Source organism: Streptomyces sp. KMM 9044, from assembly GCF_024701375.2.
Lineage (GTDB): Bacteria > Actinomycetota > Actinomycetes > Streptomycetales > Streptomycetaceae > Streptomyces.
In genome coordinates this window covers 7009118-7025795 of sequence record NZ_CP113910.1, presented here as the reverse complement: position 1 = coordinate 7025795, position 16678 = coordinate 7009118, and the positions used below count along the sequence as shown (strand labels likewise).

Here is a 16678-nt window from a genome sequence, read left to right as displayed (position 1 = left end):
GCTCCGCGGGCGGCCCTGCGTCCCGCACTGCTCCCACGGCAGGAGGAACGTGCCATGAGCACGAACACACGATCCACCGATGACCGCCCCCCGGCCGTGCAGAGGATCCCGCACGAGGACGAACTGGCCCGTGGTCTGCGGGCCGCCGACGCGAGCGCGTTCGCGGCCGTCTACCTGCGCTGGGGCTCACTCGTCCACACCATGGCCACCCGGTCGCTCGGCGACACCCACGAGGCCGAGGACGTCACCCAGCAGGTGTTTCTCGGCGCCTGGCGCGGACGGACCGGCTTCCGCCCGGAGCGTGGACCGCTCGGCGCCTGGCTGGTCGGCATCACACGCCGGAAGATCGTCGACGCCCTGGCAGCCAGGACGAAACGTCTCACAGTGATCGATTCGGTGGCGCACGACGCCGGTTCGCACCGCCAGGAGGTGAGTGCCCCGGACGAGGTCCTGGACCGGGTGCTCCTGGTCGACGCCCTGTCCCGCCTGCCGTACCACCAGCGCGAGGTGCTGTGCATGGCGTTCTACGAAGACCTGACCCAGGTCCAGATCTCCGAACGCACCGGAATGCCCCTGGGCACTGTGAAGAGCCACACCCGACGTGGCCTGCACCGGCTGCGCGAGGCGATGGAGCAGGGCCTCTCCGACGAGTCCGCCGCGTAGCCGCACAGGAATTCCCCGTCCCACGCATCCACGACGGCACCCGCGCACGAAACACGGACGAGATACCGCGAAACGGCGGAACCTCTCGACGAAGGGACGATCCTCATGACCTCCCGAACCCCCCTCGCTCTCGCCGCCTCGGCCGGCGCCTGCGCTCTGGCGCTCGGCGTCACCGCACCCGCCATGGCGGCCCCCTCCGCCGAAGACCCGGCCATGGTGTCGGTCTTCCACGGCGTTCCCGACCTGACCGTCGACGTCTACGCCAACGGCGAGGAACTGCTCGGCGACTTCGAGCCCGGCACCGTGACCGACCCGCAGGCCCTCGACGCGGGCACCTACGACATCCAGGTCTTCGAGGCCGGACAGGGCCCCGACGGCACCCCTGCCGTCGAGAAGGAGATCGAGGTGCCCGCCGGGGCGAACGCCACCGTGGCGGCCCATCTCTCCGCCGAAGGCGAGCCCCAGCTGACGGCGTTCGTCAACGACGTCTCGAAGGTGGACGCCGGCCAGACACGGCTGACGGTACGTCATGTCGCGGCCGCACCTGCCGTGGATGTCCGGGCGGGCGGGCAGCCGCTCTTCCAGGACCTGGAGAACCCGAAGGAGGACACCACCGTGGTCGACTCCGGCACCGTTTCGGCCGACGTCGTGCTGGCAGGCACCGACACCGTGGCGATCGGTCCGGCCGACCTGAACCTTGAGGAGGGCACGAGCAGCATCGTCTACGCCTGGGGCAGCGCCGAGGACGAGAACCTGGCACTGGCGACCCAGACGCTCAGCGGCATGGAATCGGCACCGAAGGGCGTCGACGCGGGCGGCAACGGTGCCGCCGTCGCCTCGAACTCCTCCGACCAGTGGCTGGCCTGGGCCGCCGCGGGCGGCATGGTCACACTGACCGGCGGCTTCCTGATGGCACGCCGGGCAGTGGGCCGGCGTGGGTGAGAAGGGGCGACGACTCGGCGGTCTCACGGTGACGGCCTTCGCGTTGGCGGGGGTCCTCACCCTGGCGGCCTCCCCGTCGGATCGGGCGGCTCCCCCGCCCGACTTCGGTCCTGCGGGGCCGGCCCGGGCCGCCGGGCCGGCCGAGCACCCCGGTCCCACCGCGACGGACCCGGATCCGGTTCATCGCTCCGAGCGCCCGCTTCCGCCGCCCCGGCGCGTCCTGGTCCGCGACGTGGGGCTCGACGCCCCGGTACGGCCGGTCGGTGTCACGGGGCAGGGCGCGCTGGTGATCCCCTCGGACCCCGCCGTGGCCGGGTGGTACCGCTTCGGCCCGGCGCCCGGAAGCTCCCGGGGCTCCGCCGTGCTCGTCGGACACGTGGACAGCGACTCGGGCGCCCTCGGTGAGTTCGCGGCACTCTCCGGCGTACGGCCCGGAGACCGGGTGGAGGTGCGCCGTGCCGACGCCGGACCGGCTGTCTACCGGATCGTCGCACGTACGACGGTGCCCAAGGACGACCTTCCGTCCTCCGCCTTCCGCCGGACCGGCCCCCCGGTTCTCACGCTCATCACCTGCGCGCCTCCGTTCGTCCCCGACCGGGGCGGCTACCTGGCCAACGTAATCGTCACGGCGGAGCCGGTCCGGGAATGAGCGGGTGCACGTATCCGTGTGCGGACTTTCGCCCGGCACAGGCAGGGAAACAGAAGGCGGAACGCAGGGAACAGGAGGTTGTGGTGGACCACGTCGAGCCCGCGCACCTGGTGGAACTGGCACTGGGGAACGACTTCTCGAGCGACAGCGTCAGCGCCCTGCGGCACATCGCCGTATGCATCAGGTGCAGGAAGGAACTGGGCCGGATGGCACGTGTCGTGGCCGCCGCGCGCAGCGTCGAGGAGCCGGACCTGCCGGCCACCCACCCCGAGCAGGTCTGGCAACGGATCGCGCGGGAGTTGTCCCTGGCGGGGGAGGCCGCCCCACCACCGCCTGTGGGGGCCGACCGTGCGCTTCGCGTGGTACCCACATGCGGACACAGCACCGGCACCCCCGAGGACGCCGTCGCCCGGACGGCTCGTCTCGTGCTGGGTGCTTCCGTCGTGGCCGCGGCCGTCTGGTGGCTGAGGCGGCATCGTGCGGTGAAGCGGCCCGGCAGGAACGGCTGACATCCGGCCGGCACCCCAGGAGCCTGTGATCCGGGCCGACCGGCGCCACCCCGGGGACGTCACGGCTGGCTGCGTGCCTGGTCCGCCGCCTGACTGGCGGCGCCGGTCTCCGTGGTGGCACCGCGGGTGCTGAGCTTGCCTCCACTGGACTCCAGGTGCGCGCGGACGAACCACTGGAAGAGTTCCAGTCCCCGCAACTGCCCGATGAGCATGTCCTGAGTGACCGGATCGGACGTCTCGGTGGCCTGCATGACCTCACGGTGGTCCTTGATGACGGCGGTGTACACCAGATCGAGGGCCCCGAGGTGCTCGATCGCTTCCGCCCGGCCGATCGAGTAGTCGTTCCAGGTGCGCCGGTCCACCAGTGCGCCCGGGGTGCCGTTGGGCTGTCCGCCGAGGGTGGAGATCCGCTCGGCGAGATCGTCGCTCATGGCACGGACCTTGTCGACCTGGGGGTCGATCATCTCGTGCACGGCGATGAAGTGCGGCCCCACGACGTTCCAGTGAACGTGCTTGAGCGTCAGATGGAGGTCGTTGAGGGCGTGCAGACGCGTCTGCAGCAACTCGCTGATGTGCTGGCTGTCCTGGGTGCTCATCCCGGGCACGGTGTACGAGATGTCCGCATTCTGTGACGGCACGGCGGCGCTCCTTGTCCGATTGGATGCTGAGACGACCAGACAAGCACCGATCACCACGATCTCGGCGTACGGCCGCGTCCCGCCCGTCCCATCTCACCGGTTCGGAGCAGGCCGCGCACAGGCAACGGGAGAGGAAAAGACACGCTGTGTCACCTGCCCGCGCACGGGGGCACCGAGCCGGATACACGTGCGGAAGGGGACGGCGCCGAAGCCGCGCAGACAACACGGCGGGCGCGTCGCCGCGACCGTGAGGGCACGACCAGGCAAACTCCGGCCGCCGACGGGCCGGACGAGCACGTGGAACGGCGGGCCCCGGACAGTACAGTCCGACGACGGACGTGCCCAGACGCTCCAGCGGACGCCTCCGCCCGGACGCCTCCGCCCGGACGTCAGGCGCGGCAGCGCCCAACTGGGGTACCCGTACGGTCTTCGTACGCGTGGGGAAGTGGCAGAGGCCGATCGCCCGGCCGCGCGCACCGGCGGCATCCGATGCCCTGTCCTCGGTACCCCCCGCCCCGCCCCTGCAGACCGGGCACGCGTCACTGCCGGCGGGGCCGCCCGATTCGGCGCCCGCGCGAGACCGGGCGGCAGATCCGGCTCGTGGGGACGGCCCGCGCACTGGTCACCTGCGGTGGGGCACCTGCCGCCGCCGTCGAGGCCCGGGCCCGGAAGCGGGTTCACCACATGCCGCCGGACCGACCGGTGCCGCGCCGAGGATTCCGCGCGTCCTTTCCCGGCTCAGCCGGCCAGTGGACCGGCGGCAAGGCGAAGGGTGTCCTTCTGCGCTGCGAAGGCATCGGAGTCCTGGGCGATCTCCGTCCACCAGTCGGGGCCGTCCTCGATGCAGCGCAGCATGACACCCTCGCGGATGGCCCACGGGCAGACTGTGGCCCCGCGCAGGCCCATGACTTTCAGCGCGGTGTGGCCGACCACCGCTCCGGCCAGACTCTGTGCGGCCCGGGGCGCGGTGATGCCCGGCAGTTGCGCGCGTTCGTCCACCGGGATCGCAGCGAGAACGCCGATGGCCTCGCGAAGGTCCCTGCGGTCCATGCTCCGGTGACTGAACGGGCCTTGGCGTCCCGGGGCGGCGCCACAGAGGCGTGCCAGCTGCTGGAAGGTACGGGAGGTGAGTGCGGCGGTTGTCGGGCGCTCCCACCGGATCCGGGCCGCCACGTCCCGCAGCGCATGACGGATCCTGCGGCGGAGGGCTTTCAGGTCGGCGTCGGTGGGCACGCCCTCGACGTGGAAGAACTCACGGGTCAGGCGACCTGCGCCGAGCGGGAGGGAAGCGGTGAACCCGGGTAAACGGCCTCGTCCGAAGGCCACTTCCAGTGAGCCTCCCCCGATGTCGAGAAGGACCAGCGGGCCGGCACGCCAACCCAGCCACCGGCGGGCTGCCAGGAACGTCAGTTCGGCTTCGGTCTCCCCCGCGAGTGTGCACATCGGTATGCCGGTCTCCTGCCGCACGAAGCGCAGTACCTCGGCGCGGTTGGGTGCGTTACGCACGATGGCGGTGCCGAACGCCAGGGGCTCCGCCGCCTTCCAACGCCGCGCCGTACGCCCCGCCCCGGCCACCGCCTCGGACATCTGCTCCAGTGCACTGTCACCGATGGTGCCGTCCGCCTCGGTCTGTTCGGACAGGCGCAGCTTCCACTTCGCCGTGTGCACCGGCAACGGAACGCCGCCCTCCACGTCCGCGACCACCAGACGGACCGTGTTCGACCCCGCGTCCACCACGCTGACCCTCATTGGGCGTGCCCTACCCCGTCCGGGCTGAGCGAAACGACAGGCGGTACGCCCGGTCCGCAGTGTCTCCACGGATGGCGGGAACCCCGTGCGACGTCCAGGCCGCCGAACTCACCGTTTCCGGGTGCCGACAGCGTGGGAAACAGCCGCTTACGGGTACTCGGGCCGGACGGCGGTGAATCCACTGCCCACACCGTGGAGGGACGGTTCCGTGACTCAGCATGCCGGTGACCGCGACCTGGTGGTACCTGTGGTGGCCGAGAGCCGCGGTCCGAACACCACCACCGCGGCGAACGCGTGCGGCGACGGCCTGCTCACGCCGGGGTCCGAGGGCATCAGCACCGCTCGGCCCCATCAGTGATACGTCACGTCATACGTCCTCACCCGAGCCCCGAAAGGAGTGTCCGTCATGACGACTCCTGATCCCGACCCGAGGCGAACCCCGGAGGTCGAGCCGGGCGGCAATGTGCCACCCGGTGAGACGCCACCCGCCGAAGGGGGCACCTACGGCATCTCCCATCCGGAGCCGCCCGAACTGCGCAAGGGCTGGGGAGCGGTACCCCTGGTTCTGATCATGGCCGTGGTGGCGCTGGTGGCGATCGGGCTGATCGGCATGCTGGTGGTCCTGGTCGTGTGACATCACGGCGCGCGCCGGGCGCCGGCTCTGCCGGCCGGCCGATGACCGACGCCCGATGACAGCGGAGGAACTCCTCCGCCGGGCGCCCCTCAAGTCCTCAGAGGGGGAACCAGGGTGCTCCGGCCGGATCCGTCCGTGCCAGGCACCCGTCTCGCCACCACTGCCCCCGGTGAAGTCCTTGAAGCGGTGCGGGTCTCCCTCGGCCCGGCGGTCGATGACGCCGAGCACGTCCGCGCCCTTCTCGGCCACTCCGGAGGGCTCGGCCTCCATGGCGAGCTGGACCCGGGTGTGGGTGTCGTCCAGCCGCTCGAACCTGACCGGTCCCCGCTGCCGTGTCCCGCCGTTGACGGACCGCCAGGTGATCCGGTCGTCCCGCATCTGGTCGACGGTCCCGGTGCCGAACTCGCGCCGCACCCCGCCGATGCTGGTGATCCAGCGGTTGTGCAGGTCGTCGAGCTGCCGAACCTCCTCCACACCCTCCATGAAGGTCGGGAACTCCTCGAACTGCGCCCACTGGCTGCAGGCGGTGCGGACGGGAATCCCGGCGTCCACCGCTTCCCTCACCGTGCTCGTCGTCTCCTCCCCGATGCGGTCGGTCGCCTGCACGACCGCAGATACCCGGGACCGGAGGATCAAGACCCCGACACTACGTCGTCCTGTTCTTCCTGTGGGTGGCCTTCGCGGAGGTGAGCATGGCGGCCTTCTTCGCGATTCTCATCACCAGTCGCTGCCCGAGGCCTCTCTTCGATTTCAACACCGGTGTGCTGCGGTGGAGCTGGCGAGTGGCCTATTACGCCTACGGCGCTCTGGGCACCGACCGCTATCCGCCGTTCACGCTCGCCGACGTCCCCGGCTGTCCGGCGCGCTGGGAGCTGGCGTACCCCGGGAAGCTCTCCCGCGGCCTCGTCCTGGTGAAGTGGTGGCTCCTGACCGTCCCGCACTACCTGGCCCTGGGCTTCTTCCTCGGCGGCGTCCGCGTGGGCGGGTTCAGCGGGGGCCTCATCGGGCTGCTCACCCTGTTCGCCGGCATCTCCCCGGCCGCCACCGGGCGTTGCCCGCGCGGTCTGTTCGATCTGGTGCTCGGGCTGAACCGCTGGGTACTGCGCGTGGCCGCCTACGCGGCCCTGCTCACCGACGGGTATCCCCCCTTCCGGCTCGACCAGGGCGGTCGCGAACCGTCGGAGTCGGCATGACTCCGCCCCTGCCCCTGGCCTCCGCGATGCCCGGTCTCGTGGCGTGGGCCCCGCAGGACCAGGAAACGCGCCCACCAGGACGGAAAGGTGAGCTCATATGGACATGCTCACCGGATACGCGACCGCGCGGCTCCACCCGGACGATTCGTGCGGGACAACCCGGGTGCGCTCGCCCCGTCCCGCGTGGATCTTCAGCGTCGGGATGCCGCGGCGCTGCGCGGGCCGTGGCACCGTACGGCAGCCAAGGAGCTGTCGGCAATCGGGGGAGGCCTGCCGCCGGGTCCGGGGTACCGGAGCCACAGCCTGTTCTCCGGTGCCGTCGAAGGGAACCAGCTGTCCCGTACCGGCCGCCCGCTGCTTCACCTGCTGGGCGGCCGGTTCGGCGACTTCCGGGACTGGCGTGCCGGCGACGGCTGGGCGACAGCCGTCGCCGGGGACCTCCGGACGGGCGGATGATGCCGGCACACCGTTCGAGTGAATGACGGGCGCGGGCGGCCGGGCTCGCCCGCACCAGGTGGGTACCGTCCCCGGGGCGCGCTTCGATACGGATGCCGATCGGTCCCGCTTCCACTCCCCGCCTGTCCGGTCGGTCCGCTCAGGAGCGTCTCGGCCGACCGTGACCGACAGCTCGACTGGCGCGTCGGCGTCGTTCCCGGCAGCGTGGAGATGCGCAGACAGTGACAGCTGAGTGAGGTGACCATGCAGTCCTCAGATCCGGCACCTCGGGTGGTCGTGGGCGTGGACGGATCGTCTTCGTCCTACGCGGCCCTGCGGTGGGCGGACCGTTACGCCCGTACCGTCGGCGGTGTCGTGGAGGCGGTCTATGCCTGGGACACGCCGTCCGCCATGGGCTGGAGCGGGCCGGTGAACGATCCCGAATTCGACATGCGGCAGGCCCGGGAGCGCTTCGCGGAGGAGTTGCGTACCGTCTTTCAGAGCGAGCATCCGCCGGGGCTGAGGGAACACCTCGTCGAGGGCAACCCGTCGGAGGTGCTGATCCAGGCCTCGCAAGGAGCCGAAATCCTCGTTGTGGGGCGCCGCGGCCGAGGCGGCTTCGCCCGGGCGATGCTGGGCTCGGTCAGCCAGCGCTGCTCCCAGCACGCGGCCTGCCCCGTCACCGTGGTCGGCCCGGAACAGGAGTCCGGCCGGTGATCGGCGCTCATGCCGAGCCTGCCTCCGTATCCCCGGTGGCCACCTCCACCCGGTCGGCACCACACCGGACTTCCGGCACCACCCCCGGCGCTCGCGCCAGTGTGTTCGTGACCGTGCAGTGGGACACCACCGCACGCAGAGCGGCCAGCCGCTGCGGCGGCAGGGCGGGGGCCAGGACGGTCAGGGCGAGGGAGCCGACCCGGGGCGGCCCGTCGTCGGCCATACCGAACTCCGCACGTACGGACAGGCCGTCCCGGCTCACACCGTGGCGGTCGAGATAGCGGCCCGCGCAGTGCGCCGCGCAGGAGGCGAGCGCCGCCACGAAGAGCTCCACGGGTGTGGGCGTGGTGTCCTTTCCTCCGCCGGACAGCGGTTGGTCGACGGTCAGGACGTGTCCGCGAATCCGGAGCTCGAAAGCGTCGCCCACGATCGGCACCACCGCGGCCGCTCCGGACCGGCCCCCGGGTCCAGGCTCCGCAGCAGCCGCCTGGAACAGCAGCATCCCGGCCGGGCCCCGGGCTTCCTCGGCCGTCAGCGAAACCCGGGGCTCGCCCTCGTCGCGGGGTGCGCGAGAGGTGTCCACCACGACGCGCCATGGAGGTTGGCAGTCCTCGTGGTGCGAAACCGGTGACGTCGCCCGTGCGTCCACAGCGCGTTTCCATTTTCATCCCGGCTCGTTCCACCGTGAAAACCGGGCACTTCCCAGTTCACCGCCGCACCGCCGCACCGCCGCACCGCCGCACCGCCGCACCGCCGCACCGCCCGGGATTCTGGGGCCAATAGCCCACATCAGGGTCCGAAGGTCCCCTTGAGACCCGTCGCAGCGGGAAACGATCACGGTTGCGCGCAGTGGCGGGAGGTCGCCGACCGGACCTACCGGCACGTGACCGTGCACCGTCCGGCCCCCGTCCCGATCCCCGTTCACGGCGCAGCCTGATCGGGCCGGAGTCCGGTGCACCCGACCGTCCGAGGAAGGAGGGGCGTGAGCGGCTTGGCGGTACGCAGGAAGCCCACCCCGTCGCAATGGTGCGGGGACCAGACCCGGCTCGGCCCACGGGCGGCCGAAACAACCGGACGACTCCTTTCCTGGAGGTACTGACGATGCGTACTGACGGACGCAAACCGATCGTGGTCGGTGTCGATCCCGATCCGGACAAGCGCCTGGCGCTCGCCTGGGCCGCCGACGAGGCGGACCGTCGCCACCTTCCTCTGGTGCTTGTCTACGCGCAGGGCGAGCCGGTTCCCGGATACCGGCAGGAGGGCAACCTCCCTTCCTGGGAGAAGTGGAGGGAGGAACTGCACGCCGCGGGCAGCGACGTGCTCGAGCGCGCGGTCGCCTTCGTCGGGTCGCGCCGTCCCGGTCTGGAATGCTCCACGGAGCTGGCCGAGGGGCACCCCGCCTGGGTTCTGGCCGAGCACACACACCATGCCTCGCAGGTCGTCGTCGGATCCCGGCATCTCGGTGCCACACGGCAGCTGTTCGGCTCGGCCGCGGTCGCACTGCCGCTGACCGCCCACGCGGCATGTCCGGTGGTCGTCCTGCGCGAGCCGGAGCACACCGCCCAGCAACCGCCGTACCTGGTCGTCGGCGTGGACGGCGGCCCCCACGCGGCCGCCGCCGTCGACCTCGCCTTCGAGGAGGCTTCTCTGCACGGTGCGGCTCTGCGCGCGCTGTACGTGTGGCATCCCCCGTTGCTCGGGGTCCTGGACGAGCACGCGGCGCTTCAGGAGTGCCGTCGGCTGCTGGCCGAAACGGTGGCCGGGCACACCGCCGCCCACCCCGAGGTGGAGTTGCACCACGAGGTCGTGAAGGGGCACCCGGTGGACAGGCTGACCGAGGCTTCCGCACACGCGGTCGGCCTGGTCGTGGGTACACGCGGGCGTGGCGGGTTCAGTGGCATGCTGCTGGGCTCCGTCAGCCAGGGCGTCCTCCACCATGCGCGCTGCCCGGTCCTGGTGGTCCCGCGCGAGCGGGAGCGGTAGCCGCGGCTGCTCCCGGGCCCGGCCGGCCGGGCCGCACCCTCGTGGGGCCCCTTCGCCGTGGTCCGTCACGGGCATGAGCGACTCGCCGTCCTCCTCCACCGGAGCGGTCGGCACGGCCGTCGGCTCAGCGGGCTTCTCCGAGCTCAGCCGACACCGGCGCGCCTCCACTGCGGCCATGGCCTCGGCACGGGCGCCCTGACCGCATGATTCAGCGGGTGCAGCGAGCGCGCAGAGGACGGGGACGGCCGCGATACCCGCTGCGGGAAGCGGGAAGGCCGGAGGCGCGAGCAGGCCGAGTACGAGGCCGGGAAGCACCGGCATCCCGGCTGTGAAGCGGACTTGGCGTTCCGTGCTCCAGCCGCTCCGGGGAACGTCCGGGGCGCCGGGCAGGTGGCCGGAGGCATGTTCGGCGGGCGTGCGCGCGTCGGTGACGGTGAACTCGTGGGGTCGGGTGCTCGCCTGACGGGTTCCGAGGGCGGCGGGGGTGGAAGGGCCCGTCACGGCATAGGAGATCCTTGGTGGTCTACTCCGTCCCGAACCGGGACACAGAGTACCCCTAGGGGTATTTTTCGAAGAGTGGCCGTGGAACTGGAACTGGAACTGGAACTGGAACTCGAGGGTGCGGATCTCAGGTCCGTACTGAACCGCCTGCGCCGTACACAGGGGCAGATCTCCGGTGTGATCCGGATGATCGAGGAGGGCCGCGACTGCGAGGACGCCATCCCCCAGCTCGCCGCCGCCTCCCGCGCACTCGACCGGGCCGGTTTCACGATCATCGCGACCGGTCTGCAGCAGTGCGTGACCGGCATCGAGTCCGGCCGCAGGAGCTGCGAGGACAGCGAGCAGATGCGCGCCCGGCTGGAGAAACTGTTCCTGTCCCTTGCCTAGGCCCCGCCTGGACCGTGCGCCGCGCCACCGCGTGCCGCATCCGCAGGCCGAGGAGGCCCACCAGCACCGGGTAGGGCGAGGAAGCCACCGTCCCTCTCAGGCCTGCCGCACCGCGACGACATCGTGCGGTTGACCGCCGAGCACGATCTTGAGGGCACCGGTCTCGGCGGCGTTGCCGAAGACGCCGTAGGCCTCCTCCATGTGGTCCAGCGGGAAGGTGTGAGTGACCAGCCGTGACGCCGGCAGTCGGCCGGCGGACGCCATCCGCAGCAGGGTCGGTGTGGAGTGGGTGTCGACGAGACCTGTGGTGATGGTCACGTTCTTGATCCACAGGTCTTCCAGGTGCAGGGTCGCGGGCCTGCCGTGCACACCGACATTGGCCACGTGCCCGCCGGGCCGCACCATACGCGTGCACTGTTCGAACGTCTCCGGCACGCCGACCGCCTCGATGACGACATCTGCGCCGGGCCCTTCGGTGAGGTCGGCGACCAGCTGCTCGGGGTCCTCGCGGGCGTCGGCCACCACGTCCGCGCCCAGGCTCCTCGCGACTTCGAGCCGGGACGCGGTGACGTCCACGGCGATGATCCGCTCGGGCGTGAGGAAACAGGCCATCGCTACGGCCGCCAGCCCGATGGGGCCGGCCCCGACGACCACCACAGTGTCCCCCGGCCGCACCTTCCCGTTGAGGACGCCCACTTCATAGGCGGTGGGGAAGATGTCCGCCAGCAGCACGCCGTCCTGACTGGTCACCGCACTGGGCAGCGGATGCACGGACAGGTCGGCGTACGGGACGCGGACGTATTCGGCCTGGGTGCCGTCGACCAGGTGACCGAGAATCCAGCCTCCGCCTCCACGGCACTGGCCGTACACACCGTCCCGGCAGTAGCGGCACCGCCCGCAGGCGCTGATGCAGGAGACCAGCACCCGGTCTCCGGGACGCACCGTGCGCACGTCACCGCCCACCTCGACGATCTCGCCGACCGCCTCATGCCCCAGTACGGTGCCGGGCCGCACCTCGGGCACGTCGCCCTTGAGGATGTGCAGGTCCGTCCCGCAGATGGTCACGGCGTCGACGCGGACGATCACGTCGGTGGACTCCTTGATGCCCGGGTCCGGGACCTCCTCCCACAAGGCCTGTCCGGGACCGTGGAAAACGTAGCCTTTCATACCACCCTCCGCTCTCTGCAGGGCTCCGGCACGATGCCGGAATCTCCCCGTACATCCAGCTTGTCCGACAGCGCGAAGGACCGCCTGGGCCGGTCGATCGACCCGTCAACGGCATCCGAGCGGGGCACGGGACCCGGTCCGCGTCTTCGCCCTCCCTCGTCACGTCCGGGCAGTCCACCGCGGCGACGCGGTGGGTCCGGGGAGCGAGGCGCAGTGCGGCCTGCGCCGGTGGGCGGGGCGCGAGCGTCACCGGCGGCGGCATCCGGGCGGAACACCACCGCGGTGTCGGCGGTGCGTGGGTCCCCTGGACCGGAGAGGTGAGAAGAGGAACGGGGGGATCAGGGGGACGGCTGCCGGGACGGCGCCTTCGCCTCGCGGTGCAGCATGACTTTGAGTGCTCCGGTGTCGGGGCCGTGGGAAAAGACCTCGTACGCCTCCTCCATCCGGTCGAGGCCGAAGGTGTGGGTGATGAGCGGGGAGACCGAGATGCGTCCGAAGGTCACGAGGTCGAGCAGCCATGGTGTGGAGAACGTGTCGACCTGGCCCGTGCTGATCGTCAGGTCCTTACTCCACAGAGCCTCCAGATGCAGCGTGACCGGGCTGCCGGGCATGCCGATGTTGGCGATGTGTCCTCCCGCGCGCACGACGCGTGTGGACAGGACGAAGCTCTCCGGATCTCCGGCAGCCTCGATGACCACGTCGGCCCCGGGTCCCTCGGACAGATCGGCGATCAGCCGCCCGGGCAGTTCAGCGGCGTCGGCACCCAGGCGTGCGGCGGCTTCCAGCCGGGAGGAGGACAGGTCCACCGCGATGATCCGGCGAGGCGAGTAGAGGCGGGCGACGACGACCGCGGCGAGCCCTACGGGACCCGCGCCCACCACGACGACGGTGTCCCCCGGGCCCACGTGTCCGTTGCGCACTCCGACCTCGTAGACGGTGGGGAGGAGCTCGGCGAGCAGGACCGCGTCACCCAGGGGAAGGGAGGAGGGCCGGCGGTGCGTGGAGGAGTCGGCGAAGGGAACACGGACGAAGTCGGCCTGCGTCCCGTTGATCATGTTTCCCAGGATCCATCCGCCGCCGCCGTGGCACTGTCCGTACATGCTGGCGCGGCACATCGGACAGCGGCCGCAGGCCGAGACGGACGACACGATCACCTGCTGTCCGGGCCGCCGGTTGTGCACCCCGCGGCCGACTTCCACCACTTCGCCGACGGCCTCGTGGCCGAGGATCTTCCCTGGTTCGACCTCGGGGAGGTCTCCCCGCTGAATGTGCAGATCACTTCCGCAGATGGTGGTCGCGTCGACGCGTACGATCGCGTCGTTGTCCTCCTCGATCGTGGGATCCTGGACCGTGTCCCAAGAGGTCTGTGCAGGACCGTGATAGACGAGTCCTCGCATCGCTGCTCACTCCCTCACTGCCTCACTCCACTGTCGCCTTCGAAGGGCTCGCGGGCAACGCGGAAAGCCGGGCCGCCCCGTGTCCCGTCAGTCCGGCAGCATGTAGGGGCGCCGGAAGACCGGGGTCTGGCCGGTGTCCCACGGACGTACGGCTGCCAACGCCTGGACGACCGCGGTCTCCAGGGGGCCACTGGTGTCGACCGTGACGGCCTCGGGCCACGGTGCTTCCTCGGCCGCCATGGCGGTGGCAACGGCGAGGTCGGCATCGGATGCCGACGCGCCGGGGGTGCGGGAGTCGATGCGGGCCGCTGACACGTCGCCGGGCACCCTGCAGTACAGGGCCACCAGGTCTGCGCTGGTGCGTTCGGCCACGCGCAGGGCGGCTTCGCGCTGTCCCGCGTCCGACCAGGTGGCGTCCAGGACGACGGACTCGCCCGACGACAGCAGGGTGGACGCACGGTCGAGCAGGGCGGCGTAGGTCCTCGCGGTCCACTCCGGTGTGTACAGCCCCTCGCCGTAGTCGGCCGCCGCGGACTGTTCGGCCGGGATGCCCGCCAGTTCCTTGCGCAGGCGGTCGCTGCTGAGCAGTGTCCCCCCCAGACGGTCGGCCAGGGCTCCGGCGAGCGTGGATTTCCCGCTGCCCGGAAGTCCCCCGACAAGTGTCAGACCGACGGCGGAGGCGCGCAGATGGCGCAGTGTCCCCGTGACCAGTCGCCGGGCCGTCGCCTCGGCGGCGGGTACGCCCTGGCGTGCCTGGATCAGGGAGACCTTGGCGCGGACGAACGCGCGGTAGGCGACGTAGTGGTGCCACAGGGACGGGGTCACCGGGTCGCCGGAGTACTCGCTGTACTGAGCGAGAAAGTATGCCGCGGCGTTCGGGGCGCCGAGTTGTTCCAGGTCCATGGCGAGGAAGGCGGCGTCGTCGAGGCCGTCGAGGTGGCGAAGGTGGTCGTCGAATTCCAGGCAGTCCAGGATGCGGGGGCCGTCGTCGAAGCAGAAGACGTCCTCGGCGCGCAGATCGCCGTGTCCGTCGACGATCCGTCCTTGCGCAACGCGCGTGTCGAACAGACGCTCGCGGCCGGCGAGATAGCGGCGCACCAGCCGTTCGACCTCGTCCACGCCGTCGGGGAGGGCGAGATCGCCGGCCAGGGCGTGGACCTGTGCGAAGCTCGCTTCCCACCGGGAGGACAACGCGTCCCGGGTCCCCTGCTCGTCCACGTCCGGGCTGCGGGGCGCGTCCGTGTGGTGCGCGGCAAGCTGCCGGGCCACGGACCGGAGGATGTCGTCGAGGACGGCCCCCGCGCGTACCAGCCGGGACAGGCGGCGGTCCGCCGGCATGCGGCGCATCACGACCATCGGTTCGGGGGTTTCCGTCTGCGGGCTGCGGATCTCTCCCAGGCCCAGGTAGACGTCCGCGGCGAAGCGACGGTTGAGAGCAACCTCGCGTTCGCAGGCGGTCCGGCGGGCCTCCACGGTGGTGTAGTCCAGGAACTTCAGATCGACCGGTTTCTTGATCTTGTAGGCGTGAACACCGACGAGGAACACGATCGCGGTGTGGGTCTCATGCATCTCTGCGAGCGGGGGCGATGCGGTGTCGCCCGCCTCACTCATGGGGGACGACCGTGACAGGGCAGCGTGCTCGGTGGATGGCGGCCCTGCCGCCGGCGGCAGGACTCTCGGGTGAGCCGCCGGGGTTGACGGTGATCGCTGGCTCCATGGCGCGTGCCTCCATCTCGTAAAAAGCGGGGATGGCGGTGAAGGAGTTCACCTGCCCGAAAGCGCCGGCCCACCGCGCACGGCTCTTCTGCTCAGTCGAGGAGTACCCCATACCCTCCTGCGGCGCATGCGGAACCGTGGGGCGGAACTCGGACGGACGGAACGCCGGTGCGAGAGGAGACATGAACGGTGACGATTCCCCTGGTGGTCGGCGTCGACGGGGCAGAGGCCGGCCTGGAGGCGGTGGACTGGGCTGTGGCCGAGGCGGCCCGGCACACGGTCCCCCTCCATCTGGTGCACGCGGCGGCGCCGGAGCAGGAGGCATCCGACGTGATCAACGCTGCCTCGGAGCGTGCCGGGAAGGATGCTCCCGCGGTGCGGCTCTCGAGCGAGGTACTGCATGAGGACGCCGCCTCCGCCCTGGTCGGCGAGGGGCACAACGCGTTCGCACTGGTGCTCGACTCCAGAGGGCTGGGCGACCTTGCCGAGCTGCTCCTGGGGGCGGTCAGTCTGGCCGTGGCAGCGCGGGCCGGCTGTCCGGTCGTGGTGGTGCGGGGCTCGGCGGAACACCGGGAAGGCCGGTTCGGGAGCGTCGTCGTGGGTGTCGAGGACGGCGAGGGAAGCGATACCGCTGTGGGGTTCGCGGTCCGCGAGGCCCACGCACAGCGCTGTGGGCTGGTGGAGGTACACGCCTGGAGCGCACCGATCGGTACTCCCCCCGGAACCTCCGCCCGGTGCGTGGTACGCCCTCGAGCCGGTGCGTGGTACGCCCTCGAGGCCCACCGGCGCCCGCCGGCGCAGGTGCTCGGCGACGCCCTGCGGGGTCCTGCGGAGCAGTACCGGGGCACCTCTGTGAGCCGCCGGGTGGTCGAGGGACCGGCACGGCATGCGCTGTTGGCGGCCGCGCCGGGAGCGGACCTGCTCGTCGTGGGGGCCGGGAAACGGCATGGGCACTCCGGCCTGCAACCCGGTCTGATCAACCACGCCGTGTTGCATCACGCGCCGTGTCCGGTTGTGGTCGTGCCGCAGATATGACAGCGCACCCCGGGCACCACGCCCACGGGGCCGGCCGCTCAAGGCTCGAAGGGCTGTCCCACCGGGGACGGCCGGCCCCTTGGCCGAGGTCTTCGGTGTCCGGCGGCGGCCGGAGAAGCGGCCGGCACTCGCGTCGGGGTCTCGGCCGACGTGCCGTGTGGGGAGTCCGCGTACAAGATGGTGCATACGACGGTCGGCCGGTGATGGGACTCTCCCGGCGAAGGTGACGGCAGGCCACTGCTGGAGACGCCGATACGGAACGGACAGCGCACCGGTGGGGGGGTCCGTCCTCGGCGAGCGCAGAAAGAGATGTGCTGTCGGCCGCCCGGCGGATCCGGAGCCCCGTCGCGTCCCGGGCGCCGC

18 protein-coding genes and 2 pseudogenes are annotated in these 16678 nt (G+C 71.2%); 12 read left to right on the top strand and 8 right to left on the bottom strand.

The genetic code is table 11. The features are described 5' to 3' along the window. The first annotated feature begins 54 nt into the window (after positions 1–54). The 4 genes from HUV60_RS31585 to HUV60_RS31570 all read left to right on the top strand — a co-directional run bounded on the left by HUV60_RS31585 (position 55) and on the right by HUV60_RS31570 (position 2763). Positions 55–663 carry a sigma-70 family RNA polymerase sigma factor gene (locus HUV60_RS31585; protein WP_257853464.1) on the top strand — a complete coding sequence of 203 codons (609 nt, stop codon included), beginning with the start codon at positions 55–57 and terminating at the stop codon, positions 661–663. Positions 664–768: 105 nt separating this feature from the next. Further along, the gene (locus HUV60_RS31580; protein WP_257853463.1) at positions 769–1605 is read left to right on the top strand and encodes a DUF4397 domain-containing protein; all 837 of its coding nucleotides are present in this window, start codon (positions 769–771) and stop codon (positions 1603–1605) included. Beyond that, entirely contained in the window at positions 1598–2254 is a 657-nt protein-coding gene (locus HUV60_RS31575; RefSeq protein WP_257853462.1) for a class F sortase, read from the top strand. Before HUV60_RS31580 ends, HUV60_RS31575 begins: the two co-directional genes overlap by 8 nt. An 83-nt stretch (positions 2255–2337) precedes the next feature. Then, on the top strand, positions 2338–2763 hold the full coding sequence (locus tag HUV60_RS31570) for a hypothetical protein (RefSeq protein ID WP_257853461.1): 426 nt from the start codon (positions 2338–2340) through the stop codon (positions 2761–2763). A 59-nt stretch (positions 2764–2822) separates the two neighbouring features. Here HUV60_RS31570 and HUV60_RS31565 read toward each other — a convergent pair whose 3' ends face one another. Both HUV60_RS31565 and HUV60_RS31560 read right to left on the bottom strand, forming a co-directional pair. After that, the gene (locus tag HUV60_RS31565) at positions 2823–3401 is read right to left on the bottom strand and encodes a Dps family protein (protein ID WP_257853457.1); all 579 of its coding nucleotides are present in this window, start codon (positions 3399–3401) and stop codon (positions 2823–2825) included. 738 nt (positions 3402–4139) lie between these two features. Continuing rightward, positions 4140–5150 (bottom strand): Ppx/GppA phosphatase family protein, encoded by a 1011-nt coding sequence (locus HUV60_RS31560; RefSeq protein WP_257853454.1) that lies wholly within the window; start codon positions 5148–5150, stop codon positions 4140–4142. A gap of 208 nt (positions 5151–5358) precedes the next feature. On the opposite strand from HUV60_RS31560, the gene HUV60_RS31555 reads away from it, so the two are divergent. Then, positions 5359–5508: a hypothetical protein gene (locus HUV60_RS31555; protein ID WP_257853453.1), complete on the top strand. Its 150-nt coding sequence runs from the start codon at positions 5359–5361 to the stop codon at positions 5506–5508. Positions 5509–5556: 48 nt separating this feature from the next. Then, entirely contained in the window at positions 5557–5784 is a 228-nt protein-coding gene (locus tag HUV60_RS31550) for a DUF6480 family protein (protein ID WP_257853758.1), read from the top strand. 105 nt (positions 5785–5889) lie between these two features. On the opposite strand, the pseudogene HUV60_RS31545 reads toward HUV60_RS31550, so the two are convergent. Beyond that, positions 5890–6372: pseudogene (locus HUV60_RS31545) on the bottom strand (SRPBCC family protein); the annotation flags it as partial. Between the two features lie 56 nt (positions 6373–6428). On the opposite strand from HUV60_RS31545, the pseudogene HUV60_RS31540 reads away from it, so the two are divergent. The 3 genes and pseudogenes from HUV60_RS31540 to HUV60_RS31530 all read left to right on the top strand — a co-directional run. Next, a pseudogene (locus HUV60_RS31540) lies at positions 6429–6977 on the top strand (DUF4389 domain-containing protein); the annotation flags it as partial. A 147-nt stretch (positions 6978–7124) separates the two neighbouring features. Then, positions 7125–7433 (top strand): hypothetical protein, encoded by a 309-nt coding sequence (locus HUV60_RS31535; RefSeq protein ID WP_257853452.1) that lies wholly within the window; start codon positions 7125–7127, stop codon positions 7431–7433. A 243-nt stretch (positions 7434–7676) separates the two neighbouring features. Further along, on the top strand, positions 7677–8129 hold the full coding sequence (locus tag HUV60_RS31530) for a universal stress protein (RefSeq protein ID WP_257853451.1): 453 nt from the start codon (positions 7677–7679) through the stop codon (positions 8127–8129). Positions 8130–8136: 7 nt separating this feature from the next. On the opposite strand, the gene HUV60_RS31525 is transcribed toward HUV60_RS31530, so the two are convergent. Further along, positions 8137–8715: an OsmC family protein gene (locus tag HUV60_RS31525; protein ID WP_257853450.1), complete on the bottom strand. Its 579-nt coding sequence runs from the start codon at positions 8713–8715 to the stop codon at positions 8137–8139. 515 nt (positions 8716–9230) lie between these two features. On the opposite strand from HUV60_RS31525, the gene HUV60_RS31520 reads away from it, so the two are divergent. Next, the gene (locus HUV60_RS31520; RefSeq protein WP_257853449.1) at positions 9231–10112 is read left to right on the top strand and encodes a universal stress protein; all 882 of its coding nucleotides are present in this window, start codon (positions 9231–9233) and stop codon (positions 10110–10112) included. Between the two features lie 600 nt (positions 10113–10712). Next, positions 10713–11000, top strand: coding sequence for a metal-sensitive transcriptional regulator (locus tag HUV60_RS31510; RefSeq protein ID WP_257853754.1), 288 nt, complete (start codon positions 10713–10715; stop codon positions 10998–11000). 96 nt (positions 11001–11096) lie between these two features. On the opposite strand, the gene HUV60_RS31505 is transcribed toward HUV60_RS31510, so the two are convergent. The 4 genes from HUV60_RS31505 to HUV60_RS31490 all read right to left on the bottom strand — a co-directional run bounded on the left by HUV60_RS31505 (position 11097) and on the right by HUV60_RS31490 (position 15392). Further along, positions 11097–12167 carry a zinc-dependent alcohol dehydrogenase family protein gene (locus HUV60_RS31505; protein WP_257853448.1) on the bottom strand — a complete coding sequence of 357 codons (1071 nt, stop codon included), beginning with the start codon at positions 12165–12167 and terminating at the stop codon, positions 11097–11099. A 338-nt stretch (positions 12168–12505) separates the two neighbouring features. After that, positions 12506–13564 (bottom strand): alcohol dehydrogenase catalytic domain-containing protein, encoded by a 1059-nt coding sequence (locus tag HUV60_RS31500; protein ID WP_257853447.1) that lies wholly within the window; start codon positions 13562–13564, stop codon positions 12506–12508. Positions 13565–13651: 87 nt separating this feature from the next. Then, positions 13652–15133: a bifunctional aminoglycoside phosphotransferase/ATP-binding protein gene (locus HUV60_RS31495; protein WP_257853752.1), complete on the bottom strand. Its 1482-nt coding sequence runs from the start codon at positions 15131–15133 to the stop codon at positions 13652–13654. Positions 15134–15167: 34 nt separating this feature from the next. Beyond that, entirely contained in the window at positions 15168–15392 is a 225-nt protein-coding gene (locus HUV60_RS31490) for a hypothetical protein (protein ID WP_257853446.1), read from the bottom strand. A 77-nt stretch (positions 15393–15469) separates the two neighbouring features. Here HUV60_RS31490 and HUV60_RS31485 point away from each other — a divergent pair, with 77 nt between their 5' ends. After that, positions 15470–16315, top strand: coding sequence for a universal stress protein (locus HUV60_RS31485; protein WP_257853445.1), 846 nt, complete (start codon positions 15470–15472; stop codon positions 16313–16315). Positions 16316–16678 lie beyond the last annotated feature (363 nt).